Annotated in this window: 17 protein-coding genes; 3 read left to right on the top strand and 14 right to left on the bottom strand. The window is 37.3% G+C overall.

Translation table 11 applies throughout. The features are described 5' to 3' along the window. Window positions 1-12: 12 nt before the first annotated feature. Together ACFSQJ_RS10440 and ACFSQJ_RS10435 are read right to left on the bottom strand one after the other, a co-directional pair. A complete protein-coding gene (locus tag ACFSQJ_RS10440; RefSeq protein WP_377766888.1) occupies window positions 13-1,593 on the bottom strand; it encodes a RagB/SusD family nutrient uptake outer membrane protein in 1,581 nt (526 codons plus the stop codon). A 16-nt stretch (window positions 1,594-1,609) separates the two neighbouring features. Then, window positions 1,610-4,699, bottom strand: a complete 3,090-nt coding sequence (locus tag ACFSQJ_RS10435; RefSeq protein WP_377766887.1) for a SusC/RagA family TonB-linked outer membrane protein — start codon at window positions 4,697-4,699, stop codon at window positions 1,610-1,612. A gap of 361 nt (window positions 4,700-5,060) precedes the next feature. Between ACFSQJ_RS10435 and ACFSQJ_RS10430 the strand changes: the two genes are divergently transcribed. After that, window positions 5,061-6,149 (top strand): formylglycine-generating enzyme family protein, encoded by a 1,089-nt coding sequence (locus tag ACFSQJ_RS10430; RefSeq protein WP_377766886.1) that lies wholly within the window; start codon window positions 5,061-5,063, stop codon window positions 6,147-6,149. A gap of 13 nt (window positions 6,150-6,162) precedes the next feature. Here the strand turns inward: ACFSQJ_RS10430 and ACFSQJ_RS10425 are convergent, their stop codons facing one another. From ACFSQJ_RS10425 to ACFSQJ_RS10380, 10 genes are all read right to left on the bottom strand, one after another. Then, entirely contained in the window at window positions 6,163-6,432 is a 270-nt protein-coding gene (locus ACFSQJ_RS10425) for an aldose epimerase family protein (protein ID WP_377766885.1), read from the bottom strand. An 84-nt stretch (window positions 6,433-6,516) separates the two neighbouring features. Continuing rightward, window positions 6,517-7,692, bottom strand: coding sequence for a glycoside hydrolase family 5 protein (locus ACFSQJ_RS10420; protein WP_377766884.1), 1,176 nt, complete (start codon window positions 7,690-7,692; stop codon window positions 6,517-6,519). Window positions 7,693-7,854: 162 nt separating this feature from the next. Then, window positions 7,855-8,529 (bottom strand): ZIP family metal transporter, encoded by a 675-nt coding sequence (locus tag ACFSQJ_RS10415; protein WP_377766883.1) that lies wholly within the window; start codon window positions 8,527-8,529, stop codon window positions 7,855-7,857. A 272-nt stretch (window positions 8,530-8,801) separates the two neighbouring features. Next, complete coding sequence (locus ACFSQJ_RS10410; RefSeq protein ID WP_377766882.1) at window positions 8,802-9,233, bottom strand: nuclear transport factor 2 family protein; 432 nt, start codon at window positions 9,231-9,233, stop codon at window positions 8,802-8,804. 72 nt (window positions 9,234-9,305) lie between these two features. Beyond that, on the bottom strand, window positions 9,306-10,418 hold the full coding sequence (locus tag ACFSQJ_RS10405; RefSeq protein ID WP_377766881.1) for a DUF2911 domain-containing protein: 1,113 nt from the start codon (window positions 10,416-10,418) through the stop codon (window positions 9,306-9,308). Between the two features lie 12 nt (window positions 10,419-10,430). Further along, entirely contained in the window at window positions 10,431-10,904 is a 474-nt protein-coding gene (locus ACFSQJ_RS10400) for a YybH family protein (RefSeq protein ID WP_377766880.1), read from the bottom strand. A gap of 90 nt (window positions 10,905-10,994) precedes the next feature. After that, window positions 10,995-12,074 (bottom strand): zinc-dependent alcohol dehydrogenase, encoded by a 1,080-nt coding sequence (locus ACFSQJ_RS10395; RefSeq protein ID WP_377766879.1) that lies wholly within the window; start codon window positions 12,072-12,074, stop codon window positions 10,995-10,997. An 87-nt stretch (window positions 12,075-12,161) separates the two neighbouring features. Continuing rightward, window positions 12,162-12,947, bottom strand: coding sequence for a hypothetical protein (locus ACFSQJ_RS10390; RefSeq protein WP_377766878.1), 786 nt, complete (start codon window positions 12,945-12,947; stop codon window positions 12,162-12,164). An 80-nt stretch (window positions 12,948-13,027) separates the two neighbouring features. Further along, the gene (locus ACFSQJ_RS10385) at window positions 13,028-13,693 is read right to left on the bottom strand and encodes a peroxiredoxin family protein (protein ID WP_377766877.1); all 666 of its coding nucleotides are present in this window, start codon (window positions 13,691-13,693) and stop codon (window positions 13,028-13,030) included. A 180-nt stretch (window positions 13,694-13,873) separates the two neighbouring features. Then, window positions 13,874-14,449: a Crp/Fnr family transcriptional regulator gene (locus ACFSQJ_RS10380; protein WP_377766876.1), complete on the bottom strand. Its 576-nt coding sequence runs from the start codon at window positions 14,447-14,449 to the stop codon at window positions 13,874-13,876. A gap of 468 nt (window positions 14,450-14,917) precedes the next feature. Between ACFSQJ_RS10380 and ACFSQJ_RS10375 the strand changes: the two genes are divergently transcribed. Continuing rightward, window positions 14,918-16,156: a site-specific integrase gene (locus ACFSQJ_RS10375; RefSeq protein WP_339142006.1), complete on the top strand. Its 1,239-nt coding sequence runs from the start codon at window positions 14,918-14,920 to the stop codon at window positions 16,154-16,156. A 48-nt stretch (window positions 16,157-16,204) separates the two neighbouring features. On the opposite strand, the gene ACFSQJ_RS10370 is transcribed toward ACFSQJ_RS10375, so the two are convergent. After that, window positions 16,205-16,783, bottom strand: coding sequence for a recombinase family protein (locus ACFSQJ_RS10370; protein WP_339142008.1), 579 nt, complete (start codon window positions 16,781-16,783; stop codon window positions 16,205-16,207). A gap of 120 nt (window positions 16,784-16,903) precedes the next feature. Beyond that, window positions 16,904-17,722 (bottom strand): site-specific tyrosine recombinase/integron integrase, encoded by an 819-nt coding sequence (gene xerA / locus ACFSQJ_RS10365; protein ID WP_099543058.1) that lies wholly within the window; start codon window positions 17,720-17,722, stop codon window positions 16,904-16,906. A 351-nt stretch (window positions 17,723-18,073) separates the two neighbouring features. Between xerA and ACFSQJ_RS10360 the strand changes: the two genes are divergently transcribed. After that, on the top strand, window positions 18,074-20,203 hold the full coding sequence (locus ACFSQJ_RS10360) for a M28 family peptidase (RefSeq protein WP_099544566.1): 2,130 nt from the start codon (window positions 18,074-18,076) through the stop codon (window positions 20,201-20,203). The last annotated feature ends 93 nt before the right edge of the window (window positions 20,204-20,296 follow it).

Here is a 20,296-nt window from a genome sequence, read left to right as displayed (position 1 = left end):
CAATCAAACTACTTAATATCCTTCGTTTTGTGTCCAGCGAGGGAAGTTTCTGTCAATATCATTCTGTGGAATCGCAATGTATTCTCTACCAGGTTTGTAAGCACCAGTTCCAGCACTTTCAGACTTCAGATCAGGATTGTTTACAATTCTCTCTACCACTTTGCCCCAGCGTAATAAATCATAATAACGTGTGCGCTCAAAAGTAAGTTCTTTGACACGCTCGTCTTCAATATCTTGCATGGTTATGCTGGTGAATGCTGGCATATCTACCCTTGCGCGAACTTGATTTATAGCATCTAGAGCTGCAGGCGTAGAACCATTTAGCATGAATTCTGCTTCTGCGAACATTAATAGAATATCAGAATATCTTAATAGTCTAAGATTATTTCCTCCACCGTGCCATCCGCCGTCACGAGATTCGACACGACCAGTAAATTCCCAATCCATCCACTTATTAGCATAGATTGGTATTGGTTTATCTAAGTCTGTGTCAGGATAAGCTTCTAAAAATGTTTTGTCTGTAAAGGTCTTAAATGCTAATGTCTTACCTTGATATTCAGTGGTTTCATCACTGTTAGCGAAAAGTGTTGTATAGATTCTTGGATCTAACTCTCCATTTACAGTCACTTCATCAGTGAATAGATCATAGGCCCATTGGTTGACACGCATTCCGTTTTGGTTGGTAAAACCTCTAGGTGCTAAATCGGCTTGGTAGGCAGAACCTTTCCCTCTTCCAGGTCCGTCGCCGCCCCAGCCACCATTGCCATCATTTACCAATTGTATTTCAAACAATGATTCGGCATTATTTTCAAACTCTTCGGTAAAGTTGGCCGCATAATCATCCATAAGCTGGTAACTACCGTAAGTACCGGCCATTATTTCTGAAAATACAGCTTTGGCTTCGGCCCATTTACCTTGGTATAGGTATGTTTTGCCCAATAAGCCAGCCGCAGCACCTGCAGTTGCTCTTCCGGTAAACTCGGCAGACCAAGAATTAGGTAATAGGTCACGGGCGGTTTGAAGGTCAAGCTCTATCTGAGCCCAAACATCTTCTGGTGGGGCCTGCATTACTTCATTCAAATCATATTCTGATGTTGGTAAGGTAATAATTGGAATATTTCTCCAATTGTTCAGTAGATTAAAGTAATTAAAAGCCCTTACAAAATGACCTTCCCCAACAATATTATCCCTAAGGGTCGCATCCATATCTATGTTAGGCACATTAAAGATTACTTCATTGGCTCTCGCCACACCTTGGAACATAGCTTGCCATACCCAAAAGGTAGCGTTACTGTCCGCAGTACCACTAAAATAACCAACAGCGGTTCTTTCAGAAGTATTGAAACCATTGATTACATCATCTCTGTAATCGGAAGTAAAAATCTCAAAACGGGTATAGTACCAAATATTGGTAAATGGAGTATACATACCAAATGCCCCTCTATTGGCATCATCGGCATTCTGCCAGAATGATGCAGGGGTAATAGAGTTTGGATTTGTCTGATTTAAAATATCATCAGAACAATTTAAACTAACAAGACTGATAGCTAGCAAAGCTATACCTGTCTTCATTTTCTTTTGAATGTTTTTCATAATTATTTTTTTTGAGTTAAAAAGAAACTTGTACACCAAGTTGAAGGGTTCTCGGTGTTGGGTAAGAACCTTCATCTACACCTCTTGTAAATACTCCGCGACCGCCTCTTCCGTTACGACCTACTTCAGGGTAATAACCTTCATAGTCTGTAATGGTAAATAGATTTATCGCTGATACGTATAAGCGTAGTTTGGCCAGTTTTATCTTATCTAGAATGGTATCTGGTATAGAATACCCTACTTGGGCATTTCTTAACCTAAAGTAAGAACCGTCTTCTAAGTAAAATGTTGACATTCTTCTATTGAAACCAGGGTCTGATTGTGTATTTCTTGGAATATTGGTATTCGTATTTGAAGGTGTCCAAGCGTTTAGGGCATCTGCAAAGTAGTTGCCATTAAAATCGAAGTACCCTCGGTATTTTGTTCCATTTAAAATTTCGTTACCCGCAACTCCATTAAAGAATAGGCTTACGTCCCAATTCTTATATTCTGCCGATAAATTAAGTCCATATTCAAAATCAGGAGCAGGATTACCAATATAGGTTTCATCATTTTCATCGATTATTCCATCAGGGCCACTACCATCGGGGCCAGCTATATCCTTAAATCTTAAATCACCGGCACGTGGATTACCAGGTTGGTCGTTGGCAGCAGTTGCCTCGGCATCACTTTGGTAAATTCCGTCAACGATATAACCATAAAAAGATCCAATTGGCTGCCCAACATCTGTTCGAGTACTAAAAATGGTGTTTGAAGTAAAAGAACCAGATCTAATCGGTGAACCATCACCAATTGAAGTTACCTCGTTCTTAACTGTTGAAAAGTTAAATGTTGCGCTAACGGATAAATCGTCGGTGATTTGATCGCGATAGTTGGCTAGAAATTCGAAACCACTATTTGTAATACTACCTCGGTTAGCAGGAACAGGATTTCCAGTTCCGGTAATAAAAGAAAGAGGTGTAGAGACCAAAATGTCCTCAGTATCTTTTACAAAGTATTCCATGGTAATACCCAACCTGTTGTTGAGGGTATTGAATTCTAAACCATAGTTTGTTGTTTTAGTAGTTTCCCAAGTAAGGTTAGGGTTAACACTATTGGTGATAGAGTATCCTTGAACCCTAGTTTGGTTGTCTCCTAAAATATATTCACTGAATAAATTTAATACAGGGTCCGTGGCATAACGCCCAACATTATTAGAACCTATTTCACCATAACCTACTCTAAATTTGATATTTGTCAAAGCATCGAAATCTTGTAAAAATGGTTCATTACTGATATTCCATGCAACGGCAGCTGATGGAAAAGTACCCCATCTCAGTTCTTCCTTAAAAAGAGAAGAACCGTCACGACGAAGCGTACCTGTAAGTACATATCGATCATCAAACGTATAGTTTACCCTTCCAAAATAAGACTGTATAGCATCGGTACCCTGAAATGCAGGAGTATTTTGTACTTCACCAGCAGAAGCAACTCTAATATCATTTGAAGGAAAGTTAATCGCATTAACCCCTAATCTGCGTACATCGTTAATTTGCTCTGTGAAACCTCCTAATACATCAACAGTATGTTTGCCAAAGGTTCTGTTGTAATTTAAAGTGTGCTCTACTAAAGTAGAAAGGAAATTTTCATTGGTTTCTGAAAGTTCTGAGAATGCTCTGTTAGAACCATCGAAAATTACTTGTTCTGCCGGACTAAACCTAAAGTTGTTGTTAGCATAAGATTCAAGACCTAGACTTAATTTATACGTTAAGCCATTGAATATCTCATAAGAAGCGGCGATATTACCTAAAATAGTATTTCTTGTGATGGTTCTGTCTTCTAAAGCGGCCAAACCTAATTCGTTAACGATGGTTCCTGGACCGTAAAAAGCGCCAAGGGCAGCATCAATACCTCTATCTTCTAAGTCAGAAGCACTAAATTGACCAGCACTATTTCTTAGATTAATAGTAGGTAACAAGTTTCTTTCCCTATTAAAGTATGGATTGGGATTGTTTACTGTTCTGGTTAAACCTATTGTACTTTGAAGGTCGAATCTTCCTTTTGTGAAGCCTGCGTTAGCTCTTACCGTATATCGTTCAAAATCGGAGAATTTAATCACCCCTTCTTGGTCATAGTGGCTTAATGATAAGCTGAAAAGTGTGTTTTCTCCACCACCGGAAAGTCTAAGGTTGCTATCATGGACACCAGCCGTTTGTACAGACTCGGCGTAAAGGTTGCTTCCAAAATTCGGATCGAACTGCGTGTCGTTTGCCGGAAATCTTGCATTACCATCGTTATCGTTCGCACGGTTTACGATATCGGCATATTGTCTGTTATTGGCCCAGTCTAGCTCTCTAATTACACTTGCAACCCCATAACTCGTGTTAAAATCAATACTTAATTTTCCTCTAGTTCCTTTTTTGGTAGTAACAATGACAACACCGTTTGCTGCCCTAGAACCGTAAATGGCCAATGCGGAAGCATCTTTAAGAACGGAGACATTAGCAATATCCTGTGGGCTCACAGAGCTCATATTGTTGGTAATTACACCATCGATAACGAATAAAGGGCCGTTGTTTGAAAAGGTGCCGATACCACGTATTACGATATCAGTGCCCGCACCCGGAGCACCACCGGCAGATTGAACGCTTACACCGGCTAGTTGCCCTTGTAATGCCTGAGAGGCATCAGTAAACGTAAATTTTTCAATTGCCTTAGAGTCAATGCTTGCAACTGCACCGGTTACATCACTTTTCTTTTGTGTTCCGTAGCCTATCACAACCACCTCGTCCAATGCCTGTGTGTCCTCTTCCATAGTTACATTAATGACGCTACTTCCAGAAAAGGTTGCTTCGGTTGTCTTAAAACCAATGTATGAAAACTCTAGAACCGCTCCAGAATCTACATTATTAATAGTATAGTTACCATCAAAATCAGTCTGGGTACCACTGGAGGTCCCCTTTACAATTACATTCACACCCGGTAAAGGGCTTCCGCTATTATCATAAACAGTACCACTTACTGATTGAGCTTGACCATAAGTCGTCATGGTCGCAAACATCAAAAACAGCAACGAGAGTAGTTTACCATATCGGTACTTAGTCAGGTTGTTTTTAGTTAAATTCATAAGTTTTACATTAATTAATTGTTTAGTCAGTTTAAAATTTTGTTAAATATAGGTTGGGTGTGCAACGAATAAAGGCGACAAATCTTTTGAAGATTAGAACAAATGGTTTTAGCCCATTTTATAAGGGCTCGGAAGGTCAAATTAGATGTTTGTATGCGAAAAAATGCTCATTTAAGAAGAGAATAAAACATTTGAAATTGCTGAATTTGGACTATTTTTCTTTTTTTATGGAATATTATTCTACCCAGTTTTGAGTTCATTAAACAGTTAGATTTTATTACAATTTTAAATAAAATCGATTTTTAGGATAGAATGGAACTGATATTTTTTAGGCTGTTATTTTAACAAGTAAATCAATTTTATGAAATATAGACTTCTATTACTACTCTCTGGTTTATTTCTTTTTAATGCATGTAACAATGCTCAAAAAAAAAGTAGAACGGAGGCAAAAGATGAGGTAGTCTACAAGGTAAAAATAGTTCCACCTGAAAATATAAAACCTCCATCGGGCATGGTTTGGGTGCCCGGTGGAAGTTTTGTTCAAGGTGCAGTTGATCAGGATAAGTTTGCCATGAATCACGAGAAACCAAAACATAAGGTAATCGTTGATGGGTTTTTTATGGATATCACTGAAGTGACCAACCGTCAGTTTGAGGAGTTTGTTGAAAACACGGGTTATAAGACTGTTGCTGAAAGAGGAATTGATTGGAATGAGATGAAAAATCAAGTACCTGCTGGCACACTCAAGCCAGCTGACTCTATCTTGCAACCAGGTTCCCTAACTTTTTTGAAAACGGATAGTCCGGTACAAAATTTAGGAGATTTCACCCAATGGTGGCGCTGGACTATTGGGGCAAATTGGAAGCATCCGCAAGGACCGGACAGCTCTATTGAGGGACATGAAAATCATCCTGTGGTGCATATCGCCTATGAAGATGCGTTGGCTTATTGTAAGTGGGCAAATAGAAGGTTACCTACTGAAGCTGAATGGGAATTGGCGGCAAGAGCCGGAGCTGTAGATAAAATCTATTACTGGGGTAATTCATCTGCCGAATTGGTCTCTAAAGCCAATACGTGGACGGGAACTTTTCCTTATAACAATACAAATGAAGACAATTATACCCGTACAGCCCCGGTAGGTTCGTACCCTCCAAATGCAAATGGTTTATATGATATGGCCGGTAATGTGTGGGAATGGACCAACGATTGGTATAATACCGGGTATTATAGAGAATTAGCTGAGAGCGCTATTCCCATAGTCAATCCTCAAGGAGCGCTTTCGCCGCATAACCCTAATAACCCATATGCAAAAGAGAAAGTGATAAAGGGAGGTTCTTTTTTATGTAACGCGTCTTATTGCTCTAGTTATCGTATTTCGGCAAGAATGGCTACAACACTTGATTCATCTGCCGAGCATATCGGTTTTCGCACAGTTTGGGATGGCAAATAGTCTCTTTGCTTTCTTATAAATTTTTATAATTAGAATTTTTAGTAAGCTTTATTATCTTAACTTCTATCTTGAACTGGGCATCAGCGATTCGATTACAATACCTGCCTAAGAAAGCTCCGTAATAGTTAGGTTCTTTTTTTAAATAGTCTTTTGGGTCTTTATATCCCAAAACAGCATTATCTATTTTTCCATTTTTATCGGGAAGGTTGAGAGCCATTAGACGTTGCCCATAGTCAGTGAAAGTAGCACTAAGGCCATTTTTGTTTTTAAGTTTAAAAATCATGAAGTGCGATGTTGGCTAAGTATAAAAATTGTTTTGGGTGCGGGAAGTTTTACTAATATTTCACTGAACTAAAAGCAACTCGTCTCAATTGTAAGCATTTACAATCTCATCAGCTATTTCACCAAATGGCCACGTTAGGGTTCGTCTGTCAAATATACCTAGTCCATCGTTTGATACGCTAGTATTGCCATTGTCCCACCATATACTAGCGAAACCTCTTTCGGCTGCAGCTTGCGCATAAAAGGTAGCATGGGCAAGACGATCATTTAGATTATTCTGGTTTCCCGAACTCCATTCGCCTAAAACTACCGCTTTTCCATTATCTATAAACTTTGTTTTAATTCGGTCCATTTCTGCTGTTAGTTGGGCCTTGTCGTCATCTGTACCCCAGGTCTGGTCAGTGCCTTCAAGGGTAAACGGAAAGGGAAAATATGAATGAAGTGATACAATTGTATTTGGATCGTCATTCGGAATCTGTAAAGCGTTCATTGTTAATGGTAAAGTACTTGCCGCGTAGGTCGAGATCATAATTTGTCTCAAATTATTATTGCCCCCCGTCGCTCGAATAGCATCTAAACTTACTTGGTGATACTGATTTACGGCTTCTCTACCTTCAGCTGTGCCACCGCTCCATTCTTCAGGTGTGCCTTCATGTCTTGGTTCATTTAAGGTTTCAAAGATTACATAATCGCTATAATTTTTGAATCTATTCGCAATTTGAGTCCATAACTTGACGAGCCTATCGCTTACTTCATTTGTCATGGCTGCAGTAGGTATTATCCATGGGTCATCGTGGTGTATATTGATAATAACATACATATTATTGGCCCTGCCATAGTTTACTACTTCTTCAACTCGATCTAACCAATCTTCTTCAACTAAATAGTTCGGAGCGGAACCTTGATGAAAACGCCATGTGACCGGAACCCTTAAGGTATTAAAACCTCTATCTGACACTGCCTTGATCATTGCTTGAGTGGTTGCCGGATTGCCCCAGAAAGTCTCGTCAGGACCTTCTGCATCTAAACTATTCCCGAGATTCCAACCTATTTTCATTTCAGAAACTATCTCTGAAGGTGAAAGATTTCTTATAACCCCATTATCAAATTCACTTGCTGAACCACTACCCGTATCAGGATTTTCACCTACCGGTTCTTCAGTATTCGAATCGTCTTCTGGTATAATTGTAATACTACTGGAATTTGAGTTACAAGAAAATATAAGGGCGATTAAAAAATAAAATGCGAATAGATGTTTCATTTAGAGCAGTTTCTTTCAAAGTTAATAATAAGAACTACTCAACAAATGTTCTGAATGATGTAATAGTCGTTAAAAATGTAGCATACTTTTTTTCTTTAGTACATAATAATGCTTTTTATGCATGAAATGATTAACCTGTGCTCGCAGATGACCCCTTCTTGATTATATAAAATGAGCGATAGAAATACCTAAACATATCATTGCCAATTTTGATAAGTTAAATTTATGTCCTTCGCCGGTTTCAAATAAAATAGTAGTGGCAATATGTAAAAAGATGCCAATCACCAGAGCATTAACAATCGCTATATTTTCGGTTGTCAAAAGCATGTTATTGGATATGTATGTGCCCAAAGGTGTCATTGCACTAAATACTAATAAGAAACCAATAATTTTAGTTATGCTATAGCTGGATTGAAACAAAAATGTAGTTATCAATGCAGCTATTGGAATTTTATGAATCAATACACCATAGACCATATCATTGTGTTCATGAATAGGAAAGCCTTCTAAAAAACTATGAATACAGAGGCTTATAAATAAAACCCATGGAAACCTTTTGTCTTTCTCATGTGTATTGTCGTGACCATGCTCTGCACCTTTTGAGAAAAACTCCAAAACAATTTGTAATAAAACACCACACATGATAAAAAGTCCGGTTTGTCTAGGCTCTAAATGATGATATACCTCTGGTAATAGATCAAAAACAGTTAATGCCAATAAAAAAGCACCGCTGAATGATAATAGAAGTTTGGTGCCTATTGATTTTTGATTTTTGGTTACAAAGGCAATGGTGACTCCAATAACAATGGCAATTACAGGAAGTAGATACTTATTCATAGCGATATTTTCAAGAATTTCAATTAATTGTTTAGACGCTTATTTGGTTTATATTGACATTACAAAGTTGCGTTAAATGTGAAGGGATTAATATGACCTGTGCTAAGAAAAAAGCTTGACCTCCATCAAAAAGAAAACTTGATGTACATCAAGTTTTATATCACAAGAATAATCGGTGGTGTAAAGCCGTGCTGTACCCATAAAAGATAGGTTCAAAAACAGTTGTAAATGAACCTACCTTTTTTAAGATTAAAGCTCTTTTTAGAAGCATTCTATAACTTAGAGTCTTGTCTAGTGTGGAATATTTTACTAACTATTTTCCATTCACCTTCTATCTTTAATACGTGCATAAAATCGATATAAGTGAAAGTGGGAAATTGAATCTCTAACTGAGCGCTTGCAGCATCTCCTGCAATGCTTATGGAAACAACTCTTGTTTTTATCTTTTCTTTGTACGGAGTTCCATCCATGCCTTCAGTTAATCCTTCAATAGCATTAACTTCCGTGTATTTTTCACCAATCCACTTCATTGTTGCGGTAGGGTGAAAGGCTTTTGTTAAGGTTTCGGCATCATTGTTTACCAATCCTGTTAGATAGTAATTCAATGTTGTCTCAATGCGCAGCACATCTGTTTGTTGTGCATTTACTTCTGTTGTATTTGTCATAGTAATTATTGTCATTAATGTTAATAGAATTCTTTTCATGTCTGTTTTAATTTTTATTGTTACTTGATTTTTATTAAAGTTAGCCTCTGATTTAAAGCGAAAGACCACATACTATTTCGAATTAAAATCTTCTTTTTTTTGTAATCGTTCCTTATACTGTTTAAATCTTGGTTTAAAATGTTCTGGCGTATCGTTACCTGTTTTTTCCAAAGCTTTTAGGGCATTTTTAAAATCTTTTTTAGCAGAATACACCCTAGCCAAACCATAATGGCTGGGGAAAGCGCCTTTGTTGTATTTGACATTGGCTTGCATGATTTCAAGGGCTTTATCCAATTGCCCATCTGTAATTAAACCTATGCCTAATCTGTACAATTCATCAGGACTTCCCAAAGGCAATGATTTTTGTAATATTTCATTTGCTTCGGTAGTGTTGCCTTGTTTTTCTAATATTCGAGATTTCAAGGAAAGATTGCTAAAGGTTTCTTTACTAAAAAAGTTCCCCTCTATAGATGCATTTACCCATTCCAAAGCTTGCTCTAATTGACCAATACTAAAAGCATAGTTTGCGGCAGCATCCCAAGTAGATTGTTGAAATCCTTTCGGATTCCTCAAATCATTCCGAATACCTTTCATTACAATTTCATCAACCGCAACATCAATGGTAAAGGGAATCTCTTTGGTACCCCAATGCAAAGAAGCAGTCGCGCTTGTTGGTTTAACCGTATCAAAACTATAGGTTAATAGTTCGGTTGAAGTGCTTTTATCTTTCGAAGTAACTTTAAAACGGAGTATATCTTCTTTTTCATCATAAAAGTATGAGCCCCAAGACGTTGTATTGGAAGACAAAATTATAGTGACTTCACCATTTTCCTCAGGTGCCATGAACAAGGCATATTTACCAGCAGGAAATTTGTTGCCTTGAATACTAACTTCATGCGTGAAACTAATCGTAGTATTATAATCCGAGCCCGCCCTCCATGGTGCAGCTTTAGAAGTTCCAAAACCTAAATAGTTAAATCCGTAAGGCACTAAACCGCCCCAGATTTTTCTACCTTTCACAAAAGGTCGGTTATAATGAATGGTAATATCGGTAATACCGACACGCTGACTAACCTCCGCTTCTGGGCTTTTAGCCGGTGTAGTGATTTGAGCTCCTAAGTTTGACATGGTAAAAAGTGTTAGAAAAATGGTCAGTGTTAGAAAGGGCATTATCTGCTTTTTCATACTGAAAAATTATTAATTGATCGATGTTAGGGTAGGGTCAGCATTCCAAATGTCTACGACCATTTTCCATTCGCCTTTTTCGTTCTTCTTCCAAATAGAAACGACTTTTTGAAATTGATTTACCGTGACGCCATTTTCATCGTCAAAATTCATTAACATTTTGTCTATGGTGTAACCTAAATCTCCGCTCTTAGATACGAGTGCTTGTTGAGGTTCCCAAGTGACTTTAAAACCGGGTAGTGATTGAAATTCTTGTAACACGTTTCTGATTTTTTCATGGCCTTCTAAAAGGGGTTGGCCCGGAGCCATCATGATACCACCTTCACCGATGAAACTAAAATATTCATCCGTAGAAAATGATTGTGACCATTCACGACTGGTTTCCATTAAATTGGCTTCTTCCTGTTTTCTATCTACTATTGTTTGCTCATTTGCACAGGAGGCCAATAAAATTCCCGTAAAAACAACTAAAAATAATCTTCTCATATTCGTAATGCGCTTTATATTATGGAGTTGAATGATGTGTCAAAAAAGACTTTCTAGAAACCTTTTTCGACACATCAACTTTAAAAGATGTTATGGACGTAAAGCCACTTTAAGCGTTCCCGATGAACGGTCACGCATCAAATCATATCCTTTCTCCGCCTCTGATAGCGGTAAGATGTCCGTAAAGATCTTACTTGGGTCAATAACCCCTCTTTCCACTATAGGAAGTAATTTTTTCATGTACGCGGCTACGTTTACAACCCCTGTATGAATCGTTATGTTTCTAAACAAAGCTGATGAATAAGGTTGCTCTACTGTCTCATAAAGGTGACCAAAACCTAGTACACTTATCGAGGCTCCGGCCTGGGTCATTTCCATACCTTGAGCAATTGCCGTTTTATTACCAACAGAATCGATAATTGAATTTGCGCCTCTTCCTTCCGTCAGTGATTTCACAAAGGCAACAGGATCTTCATTTTTAGAATTTACAACATGCGTTGCTCCAATAGTTTTCGCCAATTCCAATCGGCTATCATGACGTCCTACGAGAATAATGGTAGAAGGGCCAAATAATGTTGCGGCCATTACTGCGCTAAGGCCTACAGCACCATCACCTATTACTACTACCGTTTCTCCTGTTTTGATATTTGCATTTAATGCGCCATGGTAACCTGTAGCGAAGTTATCTCCTAGAGGAAGAACTTTGGTATCATGCTCATCGCCGGTTAAGCCTTCTGGAAGTTTAAACAGGGAGGAATTTCCATAAGGGACCCGTATGAATTCTGCTTGTCCACCTTGGATATCATCACCACCATGTTGAGCGAAAAGTGGTGTTCCAAAAAGTCCACCATGGTCACAGGCGCTAGGTAAATCGCGTTTACAATAGTAGCAATCTCCGTCAACAAACATAGCGGAAGCTATGACCCGATCTTCAACTTTTAAGGTATGAACATCCTTGCCTACTTGGTCAACGATACCAACAAATTCATGCCCTATTCGCATGCCTTCAAACAAGCCCATTTCAGGTCCGTTTTGAGTGAACTCCAAATCGGCTCCACAAACACCTGCAAGGGTAATGCGTACAATGACATCATCATCTTTTACCAATTGAGGTTTTGGAATATCTACGACCTCGATTTTTGCTCTTTCTTTATATACTACTGCTTTCATAATTAATTATTTACTTTGTTTTTAATTTAATTTCGTTTTAGAATTTTCTGTTTATTGAGATTTTTAATATGGTTAAATAAGCGTGTGCTAGCTTTGAATGTTCTCCAAATTGTAACCATTATTGAACTTCACATTCTTGGTGTACTGCTCTGTCCATGGTCCTTCTAGCTTATTGCCATCCCAGTCCGCTGGGGCGTATTTACGGTAGGTAGATAAATAGATGCCATCTACTTTCTCGTACTTCACTTTCATAATACTTGGCTCCGTAACACCGAATCCCGTTGCGTTATATAGAAATTGATCTACCAAATATGTTTCTGGATTGATGTACAGGATGTACTTATCCTTACTTGATTCCCCTATATTATCACCGAAGGTCATCTCAACGACTTTGTACGTCACACCGTCTACTTCTCTTGAGGGTAACATTTTATGATTTACACCTGGATCAGCCAATTTGAACATCATGGTGAACCAGTAATAGTTTGTTTTTCTAAGAATATGACCAATGAAGGCCGGTTGTTGCTCGGTAATCGTTTTTCCGTCTATTTTAGAGATTGAACTTGTACCGTTAAAGAACTGTGTGTATGTTTCGCCAGGCATCTGAGGTATGGCGTAAACCTGTCTTTTGGTATAATCTGCATAAGAAACCTCACCATTAAAGATGTATCGTTCTTTAGAAATGTCTTCAATGTTGTTGTCTTTAACTTTGAAGATATAGTCAAAGGATACATCCTTTAATTTGCGCAAGGCTTTTTTTCCACCATTGGCTTCTACCACTTTGACAATTAGTTCTTTTGCTTCCTGTGCTTGCGCAGAAATGGTAAATGTGATGAGTACGAAGGGTAAGATTTTAAAAATTACTTTTTTCATGATAACTTGATTACTGTGTTTTACTTTGTTTTTACTGTTGTTGTGATTAAAAAAATTGAATTTAATAGGTGATGAGATTGTTATTTTCTATTTAAAGCATTGATGATATCACTAGGTTCGACACGATTTCTATAATCTCCACCTTCTGTTTTTGCGAAGGAAATCGTTGCATCTTGTTCAATAATAAATGTGGCGGGAACCGGAATTTCACTTTTTTCATCACAGTTGTAACAATCATAGTCGTATCCCAATTCGGTCATTTTATGTAGTGATTCTTCGGGATTTTTATGAATTGCGGTAAACTCTTTGGAAACTATATTTCCATTATCGCTCAATATTTCAAACTCCAGCCCATTTTTTTCTTTTGTCTCTAAAGAGGCATCCGGTGTTTGTGGGGAGATAGCAAGTACTGTGGCCCCTGCTTTCTCTATTTCAGGAAGCACCGCCTGATACTGGCTTAAGATTAAATTACAATAAGGGCACCACGTACCTCTGAAAAAGGTAAGTACTACTCTTTTTGCTTCTAAAACCTCATAGAGGTTGACATATTCATCGTCTGTGTTGACAAGCTTAAAATTTGGTGCCTTATCCCCAACCTTGAGTTTTAACACAGATGTATATTCCTTACCGATTCTTTCCGCATCTGAATTAAAGACCTCGAACGCATTTGCTGAAAGCGTATGCGATAGTTTTTCCTTTAATTCTTTTGAACCTTCTTTATAGGAAGGAATTGCTTGTGAATTCATGACTGCCAATTTTATATGGAATGAGGGTGAAGGTTCTGAAATGACCTATGTGCTCATCATCTATTTTTTTGTAATTATTAGACATGACAAAGTTGCGTCATATGTGAAGAGAGGAATATGACGTGTGTTAAGAAAAGTGCTTGATTCGCATCAAGACCTAATCTTGATGTATATCAAGATTTATGATTTCGAACGTATTCTACTTATTGATTCTGGGGAAATTCCCAAATAGGAAGCTAAAACATACTGCGGTACCCTATTGGCGATTTGGGGATATTTATTGACATATTCCCAATAGCGTTCTTCTGAAGTTTTACTAATATTGGTAATTACCCGCTGATTTGAAAAGGAAAGTGCTTTTTCTATATAAAGTCTAAAGTATTGGCATAAAGCATGTATTCTTTCGCAAATTGCCTCTACATCGTCATACTTCATTTGTATAATTATAGAGTCCTCAAGGGCTTCTGCATAGTATTCTGCTGGAGTTCTGTTAAGGTAACTGGTAAAATCTGTAAAAAACCAATCTTCAACACCTATACTTACCGTATGTTCTTTTCCGGCGTCATCTAAATAAAAAACCCTGACAGCACCTTCCACGATATAATTCCGATATTCTGATACAAACCCTGGTTGGATGATGAATTGTCTTTTCTTTACCCTAGTGATTTTCAATATCGAAATAAACTCGGCTATTTCACTCTCTGACAATTTAACATATTTGGCGATGTGATCTAATATTCCTTGGTATTTGCTCATCGGTTTACGTTTCTTTTTTAAAACGAAATCTTTATTATTTAGCGACTTTATAAATATACATAGACCTTTCGATTTTACCACTGGCCCTTAGTTAAGTTTAGCCTTTGTTTTTATCCATAGAAAGATTTTTGGTAGGCCGTTTCTATAAGTTCACTTAAAATAGGTTTAAGTTGTTATTTTCAATTCTGGTTTCACTGCAGATAAATAGAATAGTGCTATTTGGTATAAAGAAGTATGGAAGAGCTAATTAATTTCAAGCATGAAAAAAGCTCCCAATTTCTTGAGAGCTTCTGCGGTCTGGACGGGACTACTTCAATTTTAAAACTCGTTAAAACGTAGTTTCTTGGGTATATATTGCCTATATTGGGGTTTACAAGGGTATCTAAACTCTATTTTTGTCAATTTAAATAAAAATATGTAGCCCTATTAGTTGCCCTATTTTATCAAATTTTACCTAAATAAAGTATAATGCAAGTTTCATTTCACTTAAGACAGGACAAAATCAAGAAATCAGGTCTAGTACCAATTCGGATGCTTATTTCTGCTAATGGGTTTAAATATTTTAAAGTAATCAAGGGTATAGATTGTATTAAACCACATTGGGATGATAGCAATCAACGTATTAAAACGCCAAGAAAAAATGAAGCCTACAATTATCATCTTGAATACAATAAAATCATAGATGAATCGGAAAATAGGGCTAAAACTCTTTTTAGATATATTCTCTTAAACAATATTAATCCTACTAAAGATTTCATTGTCGAAAAGATGAGCAAAGGTTTGGAGCCAATCAAATTGACAAATGATTTTTTTCCATCGTTCGATGAATTTATAGAAAAGGGTAAAAATGTTAAGGCGACTAGCACTCTTAAGAAGTATCAATCAGTACTGAATTTTTATAAGGAGTTCTCAGAAAACACCAATTTTCCTTTAACTTTTGAAACTATTAATATTCAGTTCTTTGAACGGTTCAGGGATTATTGTTTTGAAGAAAAGAACACATTGAACAACTATTTTGCCAAGTTGATTTCAATTTTAAAAACCTTTATGAATTGGTCATTTGAAAGAGGTTATCATGAAAATGTAGAATACCGAAAATTCAAGGCTTCCGAAGAAGAAATAGAAGTAATTTATCTCACTATGGATGAATTGATGGCACTTTACAAACATGATTTTCACAATGATAGATTAAAGCAGGTCAGAGACGTTTATTGTTTCGGTTGTTTTACAGGATTGAGATATTCCGATTTAAGTCAACTGAGATCATCCAATATTCTAGATGATTATTTAGTCCTTAATATTAAAAAGACCAAAACTATATCACATAAAATCCCTTTGAATAATTTTGCAAAGGAGATACTAGCCAGATATGAAGACACAATACATGAACCACTTCCAATTATATCTGATGTCAAGTTTAACAAGTATATAAAGGAGTGTTGCCGATTTGCAAAAATCACAACTCCCACTTCAATATCTCGTTGGGTTGGTCAGAAAAGAATTGATCTTACAGAACCCAAATGGAAGTTTATAACAAGTCATACAGCAAGAAAAACGTTCGTCACTAATAGCTTGGTATTGGGTATGAAAGAAATGGTTGTGAGAAATATTACGGGTCACAAAAAAGAAGCTTCCTTTAGGCGGTATGTAAAAATCGCTGAGGATTTAAAAAAACAGGAAATGGATAGCACTTGGAATAGTATTTAGATACTCCTTCAACATAAAGTTTATTCCAAATGTTAAAGACAAATGATTTCAGGTCTTATAGTTTTCAGTTTTAAAGACAGAATTGATTCTATAGTAGCTCGATTTACTCAATTGGGCTTTCTGACAAGCTGTTTCAATTGTTTCCTTCTTCACTTCATATAGAAAATTTGCATATTCATACTTATCCAAAGTTGCATTTTGAATGCCTGATGGACGACCCATTAAAAGGGTTCTCTGTTTCGGTCGTTTGATATGATTTCTTTTTTCAAGTAAGATATCGTTTTGAAACCTTCGAATGGAATCAAATACTTTAAGGAGAAAACTACCATTGAGACGAAGTGTATTGAAATGGAAATCAGATAAACTAATGTAATGAGCATTTTTATCTCTTAAGATTGATAGGATTCTGACCATTTCATTCATCGAGGCAAAAATGACTTCATTTCGATGGACAAAAATGATGTCTCCCTTTTTGGTTCTTTTCAACATTCTTCTAAGACCATCGCGGTAGTCATTTCGATTTACATATTTGTCCCTGTAAATTTTATCGCAACCGAAACCCATAAGCAATTTTATTTGTAATCGTAAATTTTTTGAGTGAAATCCACTAGCGTATCCGAATATCATTTTAGTCCCGTAAAACGTTAATTTTCGAAACTATTAAAAAAGACGGAAAATGGAACTGGAAAAGAATATTTCTAAATGATATTTGTATTGTGCCGTAAAACGGCCAATTTATGGAACGGTTCAATCATCAAAAGGACTTGTCACATTCAACAAAGTAGGTTCAGTAACTTGGGTATAAATCATGGTCGTCTTAATGGAATTGTGCCCTAAAAGTTTTTGGATGATTCTAATATCGGTACCATTTTCCAATAGGTGCGTTGCGTAACTGTGCCTCAAGGTATGCGCGGTGATGTTTTTATTTATTCTGGCCCTTTTGGCAGCAGCCTGGAGAAGCTTGTTGAAACTTGACGAAGAATACCTGTCTCCCTTTTGGCCTTCAAATAGGTATCGTTTGGGCGTATATTCTTTATAGTACTCACGAAGCATTGACAAGGTTTTTTCAGATAAGGGTACTATCCTGTCCTTGTTGCCCTTTCCTGATTTAATATGTATCACCATTCTGGATGAATCTATATCCTTGATTTCAAGTGCAATCAACTCGCCTACCCTTAAGCCTGCACTGTAGACCACGGCTATCATGCTCTTATGCTTGATGTTGTTGGCTTTTTCAATGATTTTAAGAACTTCCTTTCTTGCGATGACTACGGGAAGTCTGTCCGGTTTTCTACTTGGGAACAGAAATTCCAGGTTAATGTTTTGATCGAAAACCTCCCTGTAATACAGCTTCAAGGCCATTGCTATCTGTTTCTGATAGGAATAGGATACTTTCTTAGTGTGTACCATATGATAGAAGTACCTGTGAAGTTCGGTTTCATCAATCTTGTTCAGTGGCTTTTCGAAAAATTGAATGGCCATCTTTACGATTGAGGAATAACTCTCTATGGTATTCTTACTATACCGTTTAACCTCCAGTATTTTCACAAAATCAGGCAATGGCATAATAATGTGAAGATATCTATTTATGATGAAAAAGTACTATTTTTATTCCAAAATGGTATGGTTGTCCGGGATTGTTCGGATATCCAATAGTCGATGGCCATATCCCTTCGGGAACGCAAAATCACGTACATTGCACGCTTCCCTTTTGCTTATCGCCATCGATGGGCTTTGTACATTACACCCCATACCTAAGGAAGTTTTCCCTAATTTTAAACTGGCACTGGAGCAAAAGGTACGGCCATCGACTACACTTATAACCTATGAGGCGTAATGATGGCTCCTGGTGAGGCACGCCTCACACGCCATAAACAAAGCCCATTGGCAGCAATTTTTAAAAAATAATTAGACCATATGAAATTCACGACATTCTACTTTTTAGCATTGATTTTTAGTTCTCAGGTTTCTTTGGCACAAAATAATGGAGGAAATACAAGTTTAGTCGATCATCTCATCGAATTTTCTAAAACTTCATCGATAACAGGAAGAGAAGAACAGGCCGCTTCCTATATTCAAGCTTTGTTTAAGAATGCTGACCTGGAGAAAGATAAATTAGGGAATCTAATCCTCACCATTGGGACTGGTGAACCAAGGCGGTTGATTACGGTTCCTTTGGACGAACCAGGTTATGTTGTGAGCGAAATTTTGGATGATGGTTATCTGAAAATCAACCCGGTTGGATCAGGACATAATGGCAACTTGTATCATCAGTTTTTACAAGGACATGAAGTCAATATAAGTACTGAAAAGGGCTCTTTTATTGGTGTATCTACTGTACCCTCTGCACATTTTGAAGGGACTAGAACCCCGAGTGAAAATAACAAAGAAGTTTTCAAATGGCAGGAAGCCCGCCTAGACGTAGGAGAATCTACGGCATTGGATGTAACTAAAAAAGGGATTCAACTGCTAGATCCAGTGACGTTGAATAAAAAGCCTGTGATTATTGGGAATACGTTTATTGCCGCGAATTCGGCTAAAACCAAGTCTGCAGCAATTGCGTTGGCGATGGTAGCACAGCAATTGACTAAGAAGAACATTAAAGGAACCGTTGTTGTAGCTTGGACAGCACTTGAGTTGATTAATTCAAAAGGAATTGAAACTGTCATCAATAACTATGGTGTATTTGATGAAATCTATCGATTCAATAGGTTTCTAGAATCTGATGAAGTGAACAATAACAAATTGGTAGTCAATAGTACCCTTTTGAATAGAAACACTAATAATTTAGTCGCAGTTAAACCTACCACTTCATTTAGAATGCCGGCATCTACCGTAGAGTTTACAAAGCAAAGGATATATGAATATGGGTTTCCTTCCTTATATCCAGAAACCCCTGTTGAATTAGTTGCAATTTCTGATATAGAAAATTTGATTGCACATTGGATAACTATTTTTGGTACTGAGAAAAAACGAACTGAGTTACCACTGGTAAATCGTACAGATAATCTAGGTGCTTATAATAGCTTCCAAAATGAACACATTCTAATTTCTTCACTAATTGATCAATATGGTGTGAGTGGCGATGAAAATAAAGTACGAGAACTTATTTTGAGCAAATTGCCTATATGGGCAAACCCCAATGTTGATTCAAAAGGGAATATTAATCTAACTTTCGGACAAGGAGATGAGCATATTGTTTTTGTTGCCCACATGGATGAGACAGGGTATGTGGTGGATTCTATTAAAGACAATGGAACATTACTACTTCAGCCAAGGGGTGGGATGCTTAATTGGTTGTGGGAAGCTCAACCAGCATTGATTCATGTTAACGGAAATCCAATTGACGGGGTATTTGAACCCAGAGCTGATTATAAAACAGCTATAAAAAGGTCATTTACAGAACCACTTGCTGTCAATGCTGGCTTCACTTCAAAGAACCAGGCTGAGGAAGCTGGAATAAGGGAAGGTTCCACCACTGTAACAATGCCTAAAAAGATGATCCGGCTAAGTGAAAACAGAGCGACCGCCCGCGGGTTCGATGACCGAGTGGGGTGTGCAGCATTATTGATGAGTTTGTCCGATTTAAATCCTGATCTCTTGAGTCAGAAAGTCACTTTTGTTTGGTCTGTTGAAGAAGAAACAGGTTTGTCTGGTTCCTCATTCGCTGCAAAAACTCTCAGCAATGCCACAACGGTATACCCTATTGACACCTATGTATCCTCAGATGACCCATATTCTAGCGAGACATTTGCAAATTGTCCTTTAGGAAATGGGGCAGTAATTAGAGTATTGGAAAGTATAAATTTCATAAGTAGAGCAAATTTAAAAGAAACTCAAAGTCTTGCAGCCCAAAATAAAATCAAGGTGCAATATGGAATGACTGTAGGAGGTACAGATGGTCAAGCCTTTCTTGGCTATGGTATTCCTTCAATTCCATTGTCTTGGCCAGGGAGGTATTCTCATTCCCCAATTGAAGTAATGGATTATCGAGACATGAATAATCTTGTGTCATTAATAAAAGCTTTACTAAAAGAAAGTAAATAAAATATCACTATTGAACATAAAAAAGCTGCCAACAATGTATATAAAAAATAGGCGAAACAGTAATAAATACAAGGCTTTTGGCTCGTGTGAAAC

The sequence above is a fragment of the Croceitalea marina genome (assembly GCF_042684265.1).
Taxonomy (GTDB): Bacteria; Bacteroidota; Bacteroidia; order Flavobacteriales; family Flavobacteriaceae; genus Croceitalea; species Croceitalea marina.
This window is presented reverse-complemented; position numbering and strand designations above follow the sequence as displayed.